Genomic DNA, 17,381 nt, shown 5'->3' on the forward strand with positions numbered 1-17,381 from the left:
ATGCGTTATGCTTCTTTGAGCAGGCGTTCTACCGCATCGACGACATCCTGCACAGTCCGCACCGCTTTAAATTCCTCCGGCTTGATTTTCTTGCCGGTTTTCTTTTGCAGATGCACGATCATGTCAACAGCGTCAATGCTGTCCAGTTCCAGATCGTCGTACAGGCGCGCCTCGGGCTTAATGTCCTGCGGGTCGACTTCAAACAGCTTAACCAGCAGCGCGGAGACTTCTTCGTAAATGGCTTTTTGTTCAGTCATGACGGACTTTCCTCAGGCACGTTGCGCGTGAATGAAAGATGCCAGCGTGGCGACGGAGAAGAAGTGCTGGCGCATCTCTTCGCTCTCAGCCGAGAGAACCACGCCATACTCATTTTTCACCGCCAGGCCTAACTCCAGGGCGTCGATGGAGTCCAGCCCTAAGCCATCGCCAAACAGCGCTGCGTCGGTTTCAATATCGTCAGCAGTAAGTTCGTCGAGATTCAATGTCGTTATAATGAGATTTTTGATTTCAAGATAAAGCGCTTGCATCATTAATTCCTGAAAGAGGTAACGTACCTGGTTGTAATTGAAGCAAAAGATGCCGGTTCAACTGCCTTGCGGCCAGCGCCGGTTCTTGTGAATTTGCATCGTAAAATTGGTCGATTTTTACCCGTGCGCGGACGGAAATGGTAAACACGGGTTTAGCCGGTGGAATGTCATACCATTTGCTTTGTTTATCAAGCATTTGCTCGCTGCAGCTAATCGTGACTATGCGTAAGTCGCTGTGGCAGCGCACGGCGATATTTGCCGCACCACGCTGGAGCGTCATTTCCTCACCGCGGCGCGTGCGTGTCCCCTCGGGGAAAATCAATATTGTGTCGCCTTGTTCCAGCCGCTGCTGGCAGGCGGGCAACAGGGCATCAGCCTGGCTGTTAATCAGATAATCCGCCGCCCGGACTACGCCGCCGAGGAACGGATTCTTCAGGAGTGCGCTTTTCACCAGACAGTCTGTTTCTGCCATGACCGAAGCCAGTAGCACATAGTCGATGAGCGTCGGATGGTTGGCGACGACCAGACATCCTCGTTCCTTGAGCAAAACGTCACGCCCTTCAATGTGGTAATCCAGCACGCCAAGCCTCTTCGTCACCGTTAAAAAGAGACGAAAACTGGCGGCTATGCTGCGTCTGGCAATGCGCCGACGTCTGGAATTATTCCATACTGTGATTAACAATACGTTAAACCAGATAGTGGAAAGGAGCAGTCCACCGATGCCAAACAGGGCGAAGCATAAACCGGTCATCACCAGTCGCCATGCCCGGTTAAGGGGCTGGAACACCGCGCTCATCCCTGACTCCATTGCCACTGTACGCGTTCACCCGTCAGCGTAAACGCCGGGGCATCTCGCAGATAGTGTTGTAAAAACAGCAGGCTTTGCGGCAACGTGGACTCGCCGTGGTCGCGGTATGGGCGGGTTTCACACCGCCACTGATTACCTGGTTCAATAACCAACGCGACGGCAAATGGCCAGGTCGGCATGTCAGCAGGCAGCTGCGGGTGATAAAACTCAGGCAGGAAACCATCGAAATCGACCATTAACACCCGCTGATATCCCGCCTGTAGCAGGCCCATCACTTCGCATAACCCTTGCTGGAACGTGTCTTTGCCTGCTGAGAGCGAGGAGGAGACGATCGGTTTTTTTGCGGCGATGGTCAGGTTGCCGACGGCAGAGTTATGCACGGACAGGGCGAAATCGGTCGGAGAGATCGGCTGCTCTGTCGCCAATGCGTGCAGGATGCGGTAGTTACGTTCCAGTTCACCGTGACGACTGGTATAGAGGACAGCATCGATCGCATGACGACGGAGCATTGCCAGCCCGCACTCGACGGCCAGCTTGCTACCCGAACTGAGGCGGCGGGCGGTCATCATCGGTAATTCACTGAGTTTTCCCTGTGGCGCGGCTGGATCGATGGTGTGCGAAAGCCGTGACCATTCATGCCACTGTGCCGCTTCGCTTAATCCTGGAGCTTTTGCCTGCCAGTCGGTAATGTTTAATGCAAATTTCATCAACGCGCGTCCGCGATAAATCGGTTATTCCAGTTGTTTGTTATTTTTTCTTCTGGCATATCAATAAAGTATGCCCAATGCCCAGGTTATCGTGGCGTTCATCTACCTGAAAACCTGCCTGGTTCAGATAGTGATAAAACTTCTCTACGCTGTAGAAACGACTGTTGCCGTTCGCCATACAGGTAAAATAAAGCGAAGACGCATTCAGGCTAAATGAGGCCGCTTCAAATTTCTGCGCATCCCAGAACAGTTCCATAATGCAGAGTTTGGCACCGGGTTTCATTACGCCAGCAATCTTGCTCAGCATGGCGATAATTTGCTCCGGGGAAAAACAGTCCAGGAATTGACTCATCCACCAGATATCAGCCTCTGCGGGTAAAGGCGAGTCACTAAGCATATCCACAGCATGGAACTTTATGCGATGAGATAATCCTGCATTTTCGATATTTTCACGGGCCAGCGCAATTTGTTGTGGTAAATCTAATAACGTGACGGCGATATTGTCATCATGCTGACAACAACGTAATGCCCATTTTCCGGTATTTCCGCCGACATCGTACAGGGTTGCAGGAGCATTGGCGAATACATACGGTAATGCCGCGTCAAATGCCCCGTCTGAATAGTAATGATCAAAAGCAAACCAACTTTCACGCGCCGCCAGCGGTAATTGCGACAGGGCGGGATAAATGGTTGGCCAGTCGCCAAATATTTTTAATCCGGCGGGTTTACCTTCTTTCAGCGCATTTTCCAGATAGAACAGGCCCTGATAGCAAACATCCTGAGTGAAATCCATGTTCACTCTGGTCATCGTGTCATGTAAAAGAAAATGACCGATTTTGGCGAGGTAATAATATCCCTCTTTGTGGGTAATGATGCGCCCACTTAATCCCATATCCAGCAATATGCTGGCGGCATATTCGTTGATGGTGCTGTTTTCGGTAATTTCGTCGAGCGTAGCGCCGCGTTTACCTTGCTTATCCAGCCAGGTCAGTACTCCCGCATTTCGCAGGCACAACGCGGTTTGAAAAAGCATAGGGGCAAATGCGATACGTTGTGCTTCAGTAATAGCATCCAGTGCGCTGAGCGAGTCCTGTTCGTACATGTGGGAACAACCTGTTGAGTGGCAGATAGTGAGGTTATCGGGCCTTATCGACCCGACTTTAGGCATAATTACAGATTGGCACCGGCTGCCAGATTGACCTGAATGTCTTTGTCCAGATTGCGCACCCAACGGTTATAGTTTTTATGAATTTTTCCGCCTGAAGCCTGCAGGTTAAGACTGCTGTCATATTTGATGTCGTAGCTGGTCGCGGTGTAGGTGATACGGACTTCGGCCACGTGATCGCGTGTCTGTTGACGAGCTTTGATCACCCCAGGGTTAACTTCCGTCATGATCCACTGGCGTTGAATGCCGGCTTTCAGAATGGCATTTTTAACCTGGTCCTGAGTGTGCCCCGCGCTAACGCTTGAGTGAACTTGATCGATCGGCGCAGTACGCGCGCAGCCTGCCAGCGCGCCGACAACCGCAATAGCGGCAAACCACTTAATATACTGTTTCATTAAAACTCCCTATCACGGTATTTTTATACGATTGAAATAATAAGTGATGAAATTATTTTTCGCCTTTCATCATCTGTATCTTTATTTAAGCTAAATTATAGTTGTATTCCACATGACAGATAACCCGGTGCTGGCGGCATGATGTCTTAATATTTTATGATTTTCTTCAGTAGAAAATTTTGCAGCAACATGATTGGCGCGAAGTATACGTTATCAAGCTAAACGCATCAATTTAAATGGTTTTTAAATATAGGGGTTAGTGCCGAAGATGTGTTTTTGGAAGATTTTTTATTTTAGTTATTATGGTTTTACTTTGTATATTGGTTTTTTATTTAAGTTAAGATGGTAATATCTGCGTTATTACCATCTTATTCTTAATAGATAAACTACCTTGTCTGGTAGTTTATCCCGGTAATCGACTTTTCGGTCTACCGGGGCCAAGCAAAATTGCCAGCTTGCTGCCACCCCTGGTAGTTTCCATCCAGATTTTACACACGCTGGTAAGCGGCACGGAAAGTAACATGCCGACCGGGCCGAGCAGCCATCCCCATACCAGTAAGGACAGGAAGACAACAAGCGTCGACAGGCCTAAACGATGGCCCATCATACGCGGCTCGAGGATATTGCCAATCACCATATGTACGACCAGAAACAGGGCGCCGACCAGCACGCATTCGTAAATCCCGTTGAACAGCAGCGCCTGCAGCATAGGAGGGACGGCGGAAATCACCGAGCCAATATTGGGTACATAGTTAAGCAGGAATGCCAGTACGCCCCACATCAGCGCAAACTGAATGCCCATTAGCGCCAGTCCCAGCCAGACGATAGCCCCGGTCCATAAGCTGAGCAATGTTTTTAACGCCAGGTAGTGAGAAACGCCCTTCAATGCACGGTGCAGACCCGCAATATGGATCTGCGGATTATTCAGCGCAAAGCGCAGCTTGTAAGGAACATGGCGCACCTCAAACAGCATAAACACCACCGTCATTACCAGCAGGAAGACGCTGGCCATTGCGCCTGAAAGCCCGGTCATCAGCGTGGTCGTGAAGGTCATTAGCTTGTCGGAGTCAATACGTTGCAGTAGACGTTCTGGCGACATGTGCAGGTTAAGAAAGGGCACCATCTCTTGCACGTAGAGGACCTTGCGCGTCAGCTCCTTGTTGTACTTTGGCAGCATGTCCATGAATTCCGTGATTGAAGATGCGAGAACGCCGATCAGCGCGGTGAGCACGAACAGCATCACTACCACCACCAGCGTAATGGCAATCGGGCGACGCAGCCCCCGGCGAATAAACCAGGTCACCAGCGGGTTCAGGACGATGGCAAAAAAGAGGGCCAGCAGCAGCTGCACAATAATGTCGGCAGCCGCATGAATACCTGCGAGGATCACCACCAGGGCGGCCAGTTTGAGCAAAATATGCAAACCTGTTTTATCAGGCTGAGCGCTTGTCATGTGTTCTTCCTTTTTACGTTTTGCTCTAAGTGTAGCGGCTGGCTTACGACCTATATTCCTAAACTGTCTGCTGATTTCTGCCCGGCAACATGGTAGAAATGAAACACTGTTGTAAAAATGTGGTGACCCTTCATGCCCGAACCCGTCGCTGAACCGGCGCTTAACGGATTTCGTCTCAATCTGCGCATTGTCTCGGTGGTGATGTTTAACTTCGCCAGCTACCTGACTATTGGCTTGCCGCTCGCGGTGCTACCCGGCTATGTTCATGATGTTATGGGTTTTAGCGCCTTCTGGGCTGGGCTTGTGATCAGCCTGCAGTATTTCGCCACCTTGTTGAGCCGCCCGCATGCGGGGCGATACGCCGATCTGCTGGGGCCGAAAAAGATTGTCGTGTTCGGGCTGTGCGGCTGTTTTTTAAGTGGCCTGGGCTATTTGCTGGCGGGAACAACCAGCGGCTGGCCGATGGTGAGCTTACTGTTGCTGTGCCTCGGGCGCGTGATTCTGGGGATTGGGCAAAGTTTTGCCGGTACCGGTTCAACGCTGTGGGGCGTGGGTGTGGTGGGCTCAATACACATTGGGCGGGTGATTTCATGGAACGGTATCGTCACCTACGGGGCGATGGCGATAGGTGCTCCGCTGGGCGTGCTGTGTTACGCCTGGGGTGGTTTGCAGGGACTGGCGCTGACCATCATGGCGGTGGCTCTGTTAGCAATACTGTTGGCGCTGCCACGTCCGGCGGTGAAGGCCAGCAAGGGCAAGCCGATGCCGTTTCGCGCGGTGCTCGGGCGCGTCTGGTTGTACGGTATGGCGCTGGCGTTGGCTTCCGCTGGTTTTGGGGTGATCGCCACCTTTATCACGCTGTTTTATGACGCTAAAGGCTGGGACGGCGCGGCATTCGCGTTGACGCTGTTTAGCTGTACGTTTGTCGGGACCCGCCTGTTATTCCCAAACGGTATTAACCGCTTAGGCGGGTTAAATGTGGCGATGATCTGCTTTAGCGTGGAAATAGTTGGGCTGCTGCTGGTAGGGATGGCGGATCTGCCGTGGATGGCAAAAGTAGGTGTTCTGTTGGCAGGTGCGGGGTTCTCGCTGGTGTTCCCGGCGCTGGGCGTGGTGGCGGTAAAAGCGGTGCCGCAGCAGAATCAGGGCGCTGCGCTGGCGACCTACACGGTATTTATGGATCTCTCACTGGGGATTACCGGGCCGCTGGCGGGACTGGTGATGACGTGGGCGGGCGTACCGGTTATTTATCTGGCGGCAGCCGGGCTGGTGGCGGTGGCGTTGTTGCTGACCTGGCGGTTAAAAAAACGGCCCCCGGAAGACTCTGCGGAGGCCGTGTCATCGTCTTAACCGTTACTGGATAACCAGCGTGTTAATGATGTTCTCTGCGGTCGCCTGCGCTTTCTGCTGATCGTCAGCAGGCAGCGTGATCTGCAGGGTCAGAAGCTGGTTGTCCACTTTACCCAGCACCACAGAAGAGTAAGCGGTCTGGCCTTTGGCGGAGATGATGCTGTCTAACTGCTGCAGGGTATGGCCCTTCAGCTCAATCGACTTGTTGGTGACGACCTGCAGCTGCGGGTCACGGCTACGCTGCTGATCTTCCAGGCGTTTGGCCAGCACGGTCAGGTCTTCACTGGTGTCATCACCGACAATCACAATCACTGCTTTCTGGCCGGTTGCGTCAGAATACACGTGCATATTGTTGGCCTGAGTACCCAGCTTGCCGCTCTGATCGGTCATATCTGCTGGCAGGGAAAAACTGAGCTTGCCGTCCAGCAGGCTGACCGGTTGTCCGGCGGCGTTACTTTGTGCGGCAGCACCCTCGGCTGGCGCTTTGGTATCGCTATTATCACAGGCCGCAAGCCCCATAACCAGCAGGCCAATACCGACATATTTAACCAGATTGCGCATTGACTTCTTCCTTTCGATAAACGGCCATAACGGCTCATTCGTCCATCTTATCACAACTCGGAAAATGAACCTTTAACTCGTCTGTAATGCCGCGATTTCGGATTTATCTGCCAGCCTTTTCAGTAACATATTCAGCAACACACCGTACATCGGCAGGAAGAAAATAATACTGATCAGCACCTTGAAACAGTAATCGACCAGCGCGATTTCCATCCAGTGCTCGGCCATAAAGGCATCCGGGCTACGCCAGAAGGCGATAAAGAAGAAGGCCAGCGTATCGCTGATGTTGCCAAACAGCGTGGAGGCGGTAGGTGCGAGCCACCAGCGGCGGTTTTGACGCAGGCGGTTAAAGACGTGCACATCCAGAATTTGACCCAGTGCGTAGGCCATAAAGCTGGCGGCGGCGATACGGGCGACAAACAGATTAAAGTGCAGCAGCGCGTCAAATCCTTGCCAGGACCCCATATAAAACAGCGCGGAAACCCCATAGGAGATCAACAGCGCGGGGATCATGACCGCAAAAATGATGCGTCGTGCCAGCGGTGCGCCAAAAATGCGAACGGTCAGGTCGGTGGCGAGGAAAATAAACGGAAAGCTAAAGGCGCCCCATGTGGTATGGAAACCGAAGATGGTGATCGGCAGTTGTACCAGATAGTTGCTGGATGTGATCACCAGTAGATGGAATAGCGATAGCCAGAACAACGCTTTTACGCGCTGAGTTTGTGTAAACGGAGTCATATTGTACCTTTTTAGTCAAGAATTGGGGTGAGGGAACCCAATAAAACGGTCGCATGATACTGCTTTAACAGGGCTTTGCAATGGTTGTTTTTCACGCAATCGTTAACCTGATTGGCTTACTGACCAACAGAGCGTAAAATAACGCCGTTTTTTATTGAACGAGACAACGATGAGCGATTTGTTTACCTCTCCCGACCATACCCTTGATGCCCAAGGGCTGCGCTGCCCGGAACCAGTGATGATGGTGCGTAAAACTGTGCGCGGCATGCAGGCCGGTGAAACGCTGCTGATTGTCGCGGACGATCCGGCGACAACCCGCGACATTCCCGGCTTTTGTACGTTTATGGAACATGAGCTGGTGGCCAAAGAGACCGACTCTCTGCCGTACCGCTATTTAGTGCGCAAAGGTCAGTAAGCTTGTTTGCCGGATGGCGGCGCAAGCGCCTAATCCGGCCTACGAATGACGAACAACCAGTCGGCCTGATAAGCGAAGCACCATCAGGCGAGAAACAGGCACTACCCTTTTCGTAACAGCCGCAGCGCGTTGGCGGTCACCAGTACCGTTGCCCCTGTATCTGCCAGCACCGCCAGCCACAATCCGGTTATCCCCAGTAGCGTGGTTATCAGGAAAATCCCCTTCAGACCCAGCGCAATGGCAATGTTCTGGCGAATATTGGCGTGTGTGGCGCGTGCCAGTTGGATCATTTGCACCAGGCCGCGCAGGCGGTTATGGGTCAGGGCGGCATCCGCCGTTTCCAGCGCGACGTCGGTGCCGCTTCCCATCGCAATGCCGATGGTGGCCGCTTTCATTGCCGGCGCGTCGTTAATCCCGTCCCCAACCATCGCCAGCGGGGACTGCTGGTTCAGGCTGGTCACTACCCGAACTTTATCCTCCGGTAGCAGGCCTGCTTTGAATTCCAGCCCCAACTCACCGGCAATTGCTGCCGCCGCACGTGGGTTATCCCCGGTCAGGATCACGCCTTTTACGCCCAACTGATGAAGCTCGTTGATGGCGGTCAGGGCGTCGTCACGCAGTGTATCCTGTAAGGCCAGCACGCCGAGCACCGCATCGTTGCGCAGCACCAGTACCACCGTTTGCCCGGCACTTTCCAGTTCGCTAATCTGTCCGGCAAAGGCTTCGGCAGGCTGTTTGCCCGCTGCGCAAATCAGTATCCGCTCGCCGTTGACCTGCGCTTCAATACCCGAACCCACCAACGCCCGCTGCGCTTGTGCTGCCGGGATGGTCAATTCACGGGTCTGTGCTTCACGGACAATCGCCTGAGCCAGCGGGTGCGTGGCACCTTGCTCAACCGCTGCCGCCAGCGCCAGCAGTTCGGACTCGCTGATGCCGCTCGCCGGATGAATCGCCGTCACGCGCGGTTTACCCACGGTCAGGGTACCGGTTTTATCGAATGCCACATGAGTGACTCTGCCTAATTGCTCCAGCGCGGCTCCGCCTTTAATCAGCGCCCCACGCCGCGCTGCCGCCGCCAGCCCGGAGGTAATTGCGGCAGGCGTTGAGATCACCAGCGCACACGGGCAGCCAATCAACAGCAGCGTCAGCCCTTTATAAATCCACTCCTGCCAGGAAGCAGCAAACAGCAGTGGGGGAACAAGAGTGACCAGCAGGGCGATTGCCATAATGGCCGGAGTGTAAACGCGGCTGAAGCGATCAATAAATCGCTCAATAGGGGCCCGACGCTCTTCGGCTTCTTCTATCAGCTTCAGGATGCGGTCAATGGCGCTGGCGCCTGGTTCAGACAGGACTTCCAGCGTGACAAGGCGGTCAACGCTGGTGGCGCCCGCCGGGACTTTATCGCCCGTGGCGCGTTCGACCGGAATAGATTCGCCGGTCAGGGCGCTTTCATCAAAGCTGGCAAAGCCGGAGACCAGTTTGCCATCGGCGGGTAAGCGCCCACCTGCGGCCACTTCAATCACGTCGCCGGGCTGGAGGCTGTTAATGGCCACCTCTTCGCGCTCGCCATTGCGCAGGCGGACTGCGGTTTCGGGTTTTAGCGCCATCAGCGCGCTGACCCCTTTGCGGGCGCGGCTGGCAGCCCATCCTTCCAGGCGTTCGCCAATTAAAAACAGTAGCAGTACCATCGCGGCTTCCGCCGTGGCACCAATAAACAGCGCACCAATGGCGGCGACGCTCATTAACGTTTCAATGGCAAAGTAGCTGCCGGTTTTCATCAGGCGCAGCGCCTGACGGGCAATGGGATACAGCCCGACCAGCGTCGTGGCGATAAACGCCATCTGACCAAAGGGATGATTGAACTGCTCCAGCCCCCAGCTAATCGCCATCATGACGATGAGCGTGATCAGCGGCAGATTTTCTTTAAACCGCGACTCGGGTGCGGCTTCCGGTGCTTGCTCATCGCGCAGGGTATAGCCCGCTTTTTGCACCGCGTTTTCTATGTTCTGGCGAATATCGCCCCCGGCATCGACCACCAGTTTTTCGGTAGCGAACAGCACCTGAACCTGGTTGACGCCGCTGACCTGGCGGACCGCATTTTCAACTTTACGCGCGCAGGCGGCGCAATCCATGCCTGAGACTTTCCAGCTATAGCGCGTGCCGTCCACCGTATTGGATACGGGCGTGGGTGAGGGTGTGGCTGTAGAACAACGGCCTTCACTGCAGCAGTCATCAACCTTCTGCGGTGCTGGTGCGAGCTTGAATGAAGAAAATTGTGGGGCCTTTTTGCCATTGGTATCGGGCGTCGACATGGCATCCTCCGGTTGATAATCATTTCGTATTAACCGGAGGATACACTCTGGAGTCGACTCCAGAGTCAAGCGTTTTTAAAGGTACAGTGAACGTACAATCAGGAAATGTCCGGCGAAGTAGCAGGCGGCGGCAATGGCGTTATCGGCGCGGAAGCGGCGGCGATAATGACTACCCAGCCAGACAATATTGCCGATGAACAGCAATGAGGCACCCATAAATGCCGACAGCGCCGGGGCGGTTGGGCGGAAGAACCACAGCTCGCCAGCCATCCAGACCATCATCAGAGTGATGCCGATAAAGGTGCAGATGGCGACGCGCAGTTCTTCCAGCCGCGTCCAGATCACGGCGATCAGCAGGGCACCCAACACCAGCAGCACCAGCGGCAGAGGCCAGAAGAATGACATCGTCATTTGGCTGGCGAAATAGATGGTATAGAGCAAATGCGACAGGAAAAACGCCCCTACGGCGTACAGCAGACGTTGACGCGGCAACAGCGTCAGCGCATCGCCGAGCAGCGAGGCCAACAGGCCGGCCAGCACCAGATAGCTGATGGCATTAAACATTGGCGCCTGCCAGGCCAGCAGCAACAGCAGCAATAATGTCAGGGGTTTAAAGACCCAGCGTTGCCAGGTGGGGCCACGATAGGACGCATCCACGAACAGCCATGCGGAAAGACAAACAGCGATAAACGACCAAAGCATCTTAGTTCCTTGAATTCGTTATTTTTTCGTAAGCGGGGTGCCTACGGCTCTTCTGTCCAGTGTAGAGGCCGATACCGCCAGATGACAACACCATAACAGGCAGGGTATGCTTATTTCCGCATTTTCTGATGGGTTAATAAAATGAGTAAGCCACCCCTTTTTTTCATTGTTATCATTGTATTAATCGTTGTCGCCGCGTCGTTTCGCTTTGTCCAGCAGCGCCGGGAAAAAGCGGATAATGATGCCGCGCCACTGGTGCAAAAGCAGGTTGTGGTGAGCAATAAGCGGGAAAAACCGCTGAATGACCGACGTTCGCGCCAGCAGGAAGTGACCCCAGCGGGTACCAGCATGCGTTATGAAGCGAGCTTTAAGTCACTTAGCGGGGGAATGGAGCAGACCTTTCGCCTGGATGCACAGCAGTATCATGCGTTAACGGTCGGCGATAAAGGCACGCTGAGTTACAAAGGGTCGCGCTTTGTTGATTTTACCCAACGACTGCCGGATGGCGGCTGATGCCTTATCCGGCCTACAAGTCTGTGGGCCCGACTCGCAACGCGCCGCCGGGCGAAAAGATCACGGCTACTTCTTCAACTGATCTTTAATCTTCTTCTGCCACACCAGCAACTCAAACACGCCGAACAGGAAAATACGCACTTTCTCGCCGGTGGTCATCTGCGGGCCGTCTTTCGGCAGGGTGCTTTTTAGCAGCGCCAGCTGCATGCCGTGCATCAGCACCATAAACACCAGCGCCACGTTAACGAAGATATTGAGCGGGCGCGGGAAGGGCTGAAAAAGATTGAGCAGCAAGAATGCCCAGACGCCCAGCATCAGCAGGCGTCCCAGGTTAATCAGCATGGTGTTCTCCTCGTGCTTCACGTTGATACAGGCGATAGGCAACCTGGCCGGCGACTTTTTCACGATACAACGACCAGTTAACCGGAACCGGCGGCAGGCCGTTTTCGACTTCGCTCTCAACGTAAATATACGCCTCGTTTGCCAGCCAGCCATTCGTTTCCAGAAGCGTTAATGTTTCTTCCAGTAATCCTTTACGAAACGGCGGGTCAACAAACACTACATTATGCGGCGACCCTGCCTGAGCCAGAAACGCCAGCGTATTGGTGTTGACGACGCGGGCGTGATTGGCCTTCAGCGTGACGAGATTTTTTTGTAGCTGCTGAGACACCGCCCGATCCATTTCCAGAAGCGTTGCGCCTGCGGCATAACGGGAGAGTGCTTCCAGCCCCAGCGCACCGCTGCCAGCAAAGCAGTCCAGACACTGGGCATCGACCATCATTGGTGCCAGCCAGTTAAACAACGTTTCGCGGACACGGTCAGTAGTGGGTCGCAGACCCGGGCTGTCCGGAACCGGGAGTTTACGGCCGCGCCATTGCCCGCCAATAATGCGGATCTGGCCGCTGCCTGAGTGATTCGGTTTTTTCATTTCTATTATTGCTCAATCCGCCTATAGCATGTCATTCCAGGCGGTGATGTGAGTTAAGTTAAGTGATAGACTATTTCATCATTTTTTTAGCTGCTATGTACATAGCGTTGACGCTGTGCCATGAAGCAACAGCGGGGAGTGTAGTCGCAAATGGCGAAAGAGAAAAAACGTGGCTTTTTTTCCTGGCTGGGCTTTGGTCAAAAAGAGCAGGCACCGGAAAACGAGACAGAATTAAAAAACGAAGAACAACAACAGGTTGTAGAAGAAGCTGCCGTTGTTGAGGAACAGCCGCGCGCGCAGGAAACCCATAGCGAAGCCGAAACGGAGGCCTTTGCGGCTGAGGTTGTGGAGGTCACTGAACAGGTTGCAGAAATCGAAAAACTGCAGCCTGAGCCGGAACCTGTGGTCGAGCAACCGCAGCCGGAGGTTGAACCGGTTGTTGAAGCCCCTGCGCCAACGGCGGTTATCGAACACGAAGAGTTACCGCTGCCGGAAGAAGTAAAAACCGAAGAAATTTCGCCAGAAGAATGGCAGGCGGAAGCGGAAACTGTTGAAATTGTTGAAGCGGTTGAAGAAGAAGCGGAAAACGAACCGCAGCTGACCGACGAAGAACTGGAAGCGCAGGCGCTGGCTGCTGAAGCGGCAGAAGAAGCCGTCATGGTTGTGCCGGTAGAAGAACCTGTCGTAGAAGAACCTGCTGTAGAAGAGCCAGCAGAAGAAGAAGCGGTACAGGAACAGGAGAAACCGACGAAAGAAGGTTTCTTTGCGCGTCTGAAACGCAGCCTGCTAAAAACCAAAGAAAACCTCGGTTCCGGATTTATCAGTCTGTTCCGCGGTAAAAAGATCGACGATGATCTGTTTGAAGAACTGGAAGAGCAGTTGCTGATCGCCGATGTGGGGGTCGAAACCACCCGGAAGATCATCGCCAACCTGACGGAAGGTGCCAGCCGCAAGCAGCTTAAAGATGCTGAAGCGCTGTACGGTCTGCTGAAAGATGAAATGGGCGAGATTCTGGCGAAGGTTGATGAACCGCTAAATGTGGATGGTAAGACGCCGTTTGTTATCTTAATGGTTGGTGTGAACGGCGTGGGTAAAACCACCACCATTGGCAAGCTGGCACGTCAGTTCGAGCAGCAGGGCAAATCGGTGATGTTGGCAGCGGGAGATACCTTCCGTGCGGCGGCGGTCGAGCAGCTGCAGGTCTGGGGTCAGCGTAACAACATTCCGGTGATTGCACAGCATACCGGCGCGGATTCCGCGTCTGTTATCTTTGATGCCATCCAGGCGGCGAAGGCGCGTAACGTAGACGTGTTAATTGCCGATACCGCAGGTCGCTTGCAGAACAAAGCGCATCTGATGGAAGAATTGAAAAAAATCGTTCGCGTGATGAAAAAGCTCGACGAAGATGCGCCGCATGAAATTATGCTGACCCTTGATGCCAGTACCGGGCAGAATGCTATAAGCCAGGCCAAACTGTTCCATGAAGCGGTGGGTTTGACCGGTATTACCCTGACCAAGCTAGACGGTACGGCGAAAGGTGGGGTAATTTTCTCGGTTGCCGACCAGTTTGGCATCCCTATCCGCTACATCGGTGTGGGCGAACGTATCGAGGATTTACGTCCGTTTAAAGCGGACGATTTTATAGAGGCACTTTTTGCCCGAGAGGATTAACAATGATTCGCTTTGAACATGTCAGCAAGGCCTATCTCGGTGGGAGACAAGCGCTGCAGGGAGTCACATTCCATATGCAGCCTGGCGAGATGGCGTTTCTGACCGGCCACTCCGGTGCGGGGAAAAGTACCCTGCTGAAGCTGATCTGTGGGATTGAACGGCCCAGTGCCGGGAAAATTTCCTTCAGCGGGCATGACATCAGCCGTTTGAAAAACCGTGAAGTGCCGTTTCTGCGTCGCCAGATCGGCATGATTTTTCAGGATCACCATCTGCTGATGGACAGGACCGTTTTTGACAACGTGGCGATTCCGCTGATTATCGCGGGTGCCAGCGGGGACGATATTCGTCGCCGCGTGTCAGCGGCACTGGACAAGGTCGGGCTGCTGGACAAAGCGAAGAATTTCCCGATTCAACTCTCCGGCGGTGAACAACAGCGCGTGGGGATCGCCCGTGCGGTGGTGAATAAGCCTGCAGTACTGCTGGCGGATGAACCGACCGGGAACCTTGATGACGCGTTGTCGGAGGGGATCTTACGCCTGTTCGAAGAGTTCAACCGCGTCGGGGTTACGGTATTAATGGCGACGCACGACATTGGGCTGATCTCCCGTCGTTCCTATCGCCAGATGGTCCTGAGCGACGGACACCTGCATGGAGGCCTGGCGCATGAATAGACGTGACGCTATTAATCAAATCAAACAGTTCGGCGGGCGACTGGATCGTTTTCGTAAATCGGGCGGTGCGCCAGGTGACGGGGGACGCAACGCGCCGAAGCGGGCAAAATCCTCACCAAAGCCGAACTCACGTAAAACCAATGTCTTTAACGAGCAGGTGCGCTATGCGTTCCAGGGCGCGTTACAGGACCTGAAAAGTAAGCCGCTGGCGACGTTCCTGACGGTGATGGTGATCGCCATCTCTCTGACGCTGCCGAGCGTGTGTTACATGGTCTATAAGAACGTAAACCAGGCGGCAAGCCAGTATTATCCGTCCCCACAGATCACCGTGTATTTGCAGAAAACGCTGGATGATGACGCGGCGGCGCGGGTGGTTGGTCAATTGCAGGCCGAGCAGGGCGTGGAGAAGGTGAATTATCTTTCCCGCGACGATGCGCTGGGTGAATTCCGTAACTGGTCTGGTTTTGGCGGTGCGCTGGATATGCTGGAAGAGAACCCGCTGCCGGCCGTGGCGGTGGTTATCCCAAAACTGGATTTCCAGGGCACGGAGTCGCTGAACACGCTGCGTGATCGGGTGGCACAAATCAATGGTATTGATGAAGTGCGCATGGATGACAGCTGGTTTGCGCGGCTGGCGGCGTTGACGAGTCTGGTGGGGCGCGTTTCGGCAATGATTGGCGTGCTGATGGTGGCTGCGGTGTTCCTGGTTATCGGCAACAGCGTACGACTGAGCATTTTTGCCCGTCGCGATACCATCAACGTACAGAAACTGATTGGCGCAACGGATGGGTTTATCCTGCGACCGTTCCTCTACGGCGGAGCGCTGCTTGGCTTTTCGGGCGCTTTTCTTTCACTGATTTTGTCAGAAATTTTGGTGATGCGTCTGTCTTCAGCGGTCACTGAAGTGGCACAGGTTTTTGGAACTAAATTTGATATCAACGGCTTATCATTCGACGAGTGCCTGCTGCTGCTGCTGGTGTGCTCAATGATTGGCTGGGTGGCAGCCTGGCTTGCCACGGTCCAACATTTACGCCACTTTACCCCCGATTAAAAAATCTCTGGTATAATCTTTCCCTGCACTGAGAAGTTCGCTCTGCAGGGAAAGAGTCCTGTTGTCTCTTCCCGACATAGTCATTGTGATGTCACATTTTGTGCGTAATGTATACACAGTACGACATGGAACTTGTGGATAAAATCACTGTCTGATAAAAGATTGAATGATATTCTCGTTGCTCATAAGCTCTGGCATGGTTGTTGCTGTCGATTTTTCAACGCGCCAGATGATATAGATTGAGAGGATTTGAATGACCAAAGAAATGCAAAATTTAGCTTTAGCCCCTGTTGGTAACCTGGAATCTTACATCCGGGCTGCAAACGCGTGGCCGATGTTGTCGGCTGACGAGGAGCGGGCACTGGCTGAAAAGCTGCATTACCAGGGCGATCTGGAAGCAGCTAAAACGCTGATCCTGTCTCACCTGCGCTTTGTTGTTCATGTTGCTCGTAACTACGCGGGCTATGGCCTGCCGCAGGCGGATCTGATTCAGGAAGGTAATATCGGCCTGATGAAAGCCGTGCGCCGTTTCAACCCGGAAGTGGGTGTGCGCCTGGTGTCTTTCGCCGTGCACTGGATCAAAGCAGAGATCCACGAATACGTTCTGCGTAACTGGCGTATCGTTAAAGTCGCGACCACCAAAGCACAGCGTAAGCTGTTCTTTAACCTGCGTAAAACTAAGCAGCGTCTGGGCTGGTTTAACCAGGATGAAGTTGAAATGGTCGCTCGCGAGCTGGGGGTTTCCAGCAAAGACGTCCGCGAAATGGAATCCCGTATGGCGGCGCAGGACATGACGTTTGACATGTCTTCGGACGACGAGTCCGACAGCCAGCCGATGGCTCCGGTGCTTTATCTGCAGGACAAATCGTCTAACTTTGCTGACGGCATTGAAGACGATAACTGGGAAGAGCAGGCGGCGAACAAATTGACTTACGCGATGGAAGGTCTGGACGAACGTAGCCAGGATATCATCCGTGCCCGTTGGCTCGACGAAGACAACAAGTCGACGTTGCAGGAGCTGGCCGATCGCTACGGTGTTTCCGCTGAACGTGTGCGTCAGCTTGAAAAGAACGCGATGAAAAAACTCCGCGCGGCAATCGAAGCGTAATTTTCGCGAATTGCCAATGAACCCTCGAATGTGAATTCGGGGGTTTTGTTTTTTGTAGGCCGGATAAGGCGTTTACGCTGCCATCCGGCAACACGTTTGCCTGATGGCGCTTCGCTTATCGGGCAAACGGGCCTTTCCTCCCCTCCCACCGACACGAATCTGTTATCTGGATGTAAAATTAGCTATTCCAAAATAATAAAAATCGGGTATGTTTTAGCAGAGTATGCTGCTAAAGCACGGGTAGCTATCCAATAATCGAAATAAAGTGCTGAACAACAACATCACAACACACGTAATAACCACAAT

At 53.6% G+C, this 17,381-nt stretch carries 20 protein-coding genes; 7 read left to right on the forward strand and 13 right to left on the reverse strand.

Annotation, left to right across the window (positions count from 1 at the left end):
* Positions 1-5 precede the first annotated feature (5 nt).
* The 7 genes from FDW98_RS08700 to FDW98_RS08730 form a co-directional block, all read right to left on the reverse strand.
* The gene (locus FDW98_RS08700) at positions 6-257 is read right to left on the reverse strand and encodes an acyl carrier protein (RefSeq protein ID WP_096759208.1); all 252 of its coding nucleotides are present in this window, start codon (positions 255-257) and stop codon (positions 6-8) included.
* Between the two features lie 12 nt (positions 258-269).
* Positions 270-527: a phosphopantetheine-binding protein gene (locus FDW98_RS08705; protein WP_096759209.1), complete on the reverse strand. Its 258-nt coding sequence runs from the start codon at positions 525-527 to the stop codon at positions 270-272.
* Complete coding sequence (locus FDW98_RS08710; RefSeq protein WP_096759210.1) at positions 508-1,323, reverse strand: 1-acyl-sn-glycerol-3-phosphate acyltransferase; 816 nt, start codon at positions 1,321-1,323, stop codon at positions 508-510. The genes FDW98_RS08705 and FDW98_RS08710 overlap by 20 nt, the downstream gene beginning before the upstream one ends.
* Positions 1,320-2,042, reverse strand: coding sequence for a beta-ketoacyl synthase chain length factor (locus FDW98_RS08715; RefSeq protein WP_096759211.1), 723 nt, complete (start codon positions 2,040-2,042; stop codon positions 1,320-1,322). The genes FDW98_RS08710 and FDW98_RS08715 overlap by 4 nt, the downstream gene beginning before the upstream one ends.
* Before the next feature lie 40 nt (positions 2,043-2,082).
* Positions 2,083-3,144, reverse strand: coding sequence for a class I SAM-dependent methyltransferase (locus FDW98_RS08720; RefSeq protein ID WP_096759212.1), 1,062 nt, complete (start codon positions 3,142-3,144; stop codon positions 2,083-2,085).
* Positions 3,145-3,212: 68 nt separating this feature from the next.
* Complete coding sequence (locus tag FDW98_RS08725; RefSeq protein WP_137398837.1) at positions 3,213-3,590, reverse strand: hypothetical protein; 378 nt, start codon at positions 3,588-3,590, stop codon at positions 3,213-3,215.
* Between the two features lie 415 nt (positions 3,591-4,005).
* Positions 4,006-5,055, reverse strand: a complete 1,050-nt coding sequence (locus FDW98_RS08730) for an AI-2E family transporter (protein ID WP_096759214.1) — start codon at positions 5,053-5,055, stop codon at positions 4,006-4,008.
* A gap of 132 nt (positions 5,056-5,187) precedes the next feature.
* Here FDW98_RS08730 and FDW98_RS08735 point away from each other — a divergent pair, with 132 nt between their 5' ends.
* On the forward strand, positions 5,188-6,405 hold the full coding sequence (locus FDW98_RS08735) for an MFS transporter (protein ID WP_096759215.1): 1,218 nt from the start codon (positions 5,188-5,190) through the stop codon (positions 6,403-6,405).
* A gap of 3 nt (positions 6,406-6,408) precedes the next feature.
* On the opposite strand, the gene FDW98_RS08740 is transcribed toward FDW98_RS08735, so the two are convergent.
* Positions 6,409-6,966, reverse strand: a complete 558-nt coding sequence (locus FDW98_RS08740; RefSeq protein ID WP_096759216.1) for a DcrB family lipoprotein — start codon at positions 6,964-6,966, stop codon at positions 6,409-6,411.
* Between the two features lie 72 nt (positions 6,967-7,038).
* Positions 7,039-7,704, reverse strand: a complete 666-nt coding sequence (locus FDW98_RS08745) for a 7-cyano-7-deazaguanine/7-aminomethyl-7-deazaguanine transporter (protein ID WP_096759217.1) — start codon at positions 7,702-7,704, stop codon at positions 7,039-7,041.
* 169 nt (positions 7,705-7,873) lie between these two features.
* Between FDW98_RS08745 and tusA the strand changes: the two genes are divergently transcribed.
* On the forward strand, positions 7,874-8,119 hold the full coding sequence (gene tusA, locus FDW98_RS08750; protein ID WP_003827551.1) for a sulfurtransferase TusA: 246 nt from the start codon (positions 7,874-7,876) through the stop codon (positions 8,117-8,119).
* 101 nt (positions 8,120-8,220) lie between these two features.
* On the opposite strand, the gene zntA is transcribed toward tusA, so the two are convergent.
* On the reverse strand, positions 8,221-10,431 hold the full coding sequence (gene zntA, locus FDW98_RS08755) for a Zn(II)/Cd(II)/Pb(II) translocating P-type ATPase ZntA (protein WP_096759218.1): 2,211 nt from the start codon (positions 10,429-10,431) through the stop codon (positions 8,221-8,223).
* A gap of 75 nt (positions 10,432-10,506) precedes the next feature.
* Positions 10,507-11,133 carry a lysoplasmalogenase gene (locus FDW98_RS08760; protein WP_096759219.1) on the reverse strand — a complete coding sequence of 209 codons (627 nt, stop codon included), beginning with the start codon at positions 11,131-11,133 and terminating at the stop codon, positions 10,507-10,509.
* A gap of 141 nt (positions 11,134-11,274) precedes the next feature.
* Between FDW98_RS08760 and FDW98_RS08765 the strand changes: the two genes are divergently transcribed.
* Positions 11,275-11,646 (forward strand): DUF2500 domain-containing protein, encoded by a 372-nt coding sequence (locus FDW98_RS08765; protein ID WP_096759220.1) that lies wholly within the window; start codon positions 11,275-11,277, stop codon positions 11,644-11,646.
* Between the two features lie 66 nt (positions 11,647-11,712).
* Here FDW98_RS08765 and FDW98_RS08770 read toward each other — a convergent pair whose 3' ends face one another.
* Both FDW98_RS08770 and rsmD read right to left on the reverse strand, forming a co-directional pair.
* Positions 11,713-11,988 (reverse strand): DUF1145 family protein, encoded by a 276-nt coding sequence (locus FDW98_RS08770; protein ID WP_096759221.1) that lies wholly within the window; start codon positions 11,986-11,988, stop codon positions 11,713-11,715.
* Complete coding sequence (gene rsmD / locus FDW98_RS08775; protein WP_096759222.1) at positions 11,978-12,574, reverse strand: 16S rRNA (guanine(966)-N(2))-methyltransferase; 597 nt, start codon at positions 12,572-12,574, stop codon at positions 11,978-11,980. The genes FDW98_RS08770 and rsmD overlap by 11 nt, the downstream gene beginning before the upstream one ends.
* Positions 12,575-12,724: 150 nt before the next feature.
* Between rsmD and ftsY the strand changes: the two genes are divergently transcribed.
* The 4 genes from ftsY to rpoH all read left to right on the forward strand — a co-directional run bounded on the left by ftsY (position 12,725) and on the right by rpoH (position 17,075).
* On the forward strand, positions 12,725-14,245 hold the full coding sequence (gene ftsY, locus FDW98_RS08780) for a signal recognition particle-docking protein FtsY (RefSeq protein WP_096759223.1): 1,521 nt from the start codon (positions 12,725-12,727) through the stop codon (positions 14,243-14,245).
* Between the two features lie 2 nt (positions 14,246-14,247).
* Positions 14,248-14,916 (forward strand): cell division ATP-binding protein FtsE, encoded by a 669-nt coding sequence (gene ftsE, locus FDW98_RS08785; protein ID WP_096759224.1) that lies wholly within the window; start codon positions 14,248-14,250, stop codon positions 14,914-14,916.
* The gene (gene ftsX / locus FDW98_RS08790) at positions 14,909-15,967 is read left to right on the forward strand and encodes a permease-like cell division protein FtsX (protein WP_096759225.1); all 1,059 of its coding nucleotides are present in this window, start codon (positions 14,909-14,911) and stop codon (positions 15,965-15,967) included. Before ftsE ends, ftsX begins: the two co-directional genes overlap by 8 nt.
* A 253-nt stretch (positions 15,968-16,220) precedes the next feature.
* Positions 16,221-17,075, forward strand: coding sequence for an RNA polymerase sigma factor RpoH (gene rpoH, locus FDW98_RS08795; protein ID WP_096759226.1), 855 nt, complete (start codon positions 16,221-16,223; stop codon positions 17,073-17,075).
* The last annotated feature ends 306 nt before the right edge of the window (positions 17,076-17,381 follow it).

This window comes from Citrobacter sp. wls711 (assembly GCF_005281055.1).
GTDB classification, from domain to species: domain Bacteria; phylum Pseudomonadota; class Gammaproteobacteria; order Enterobacterales; family Enterobacteriaceae; genus Citrobacter; species Citrobacter gillenii.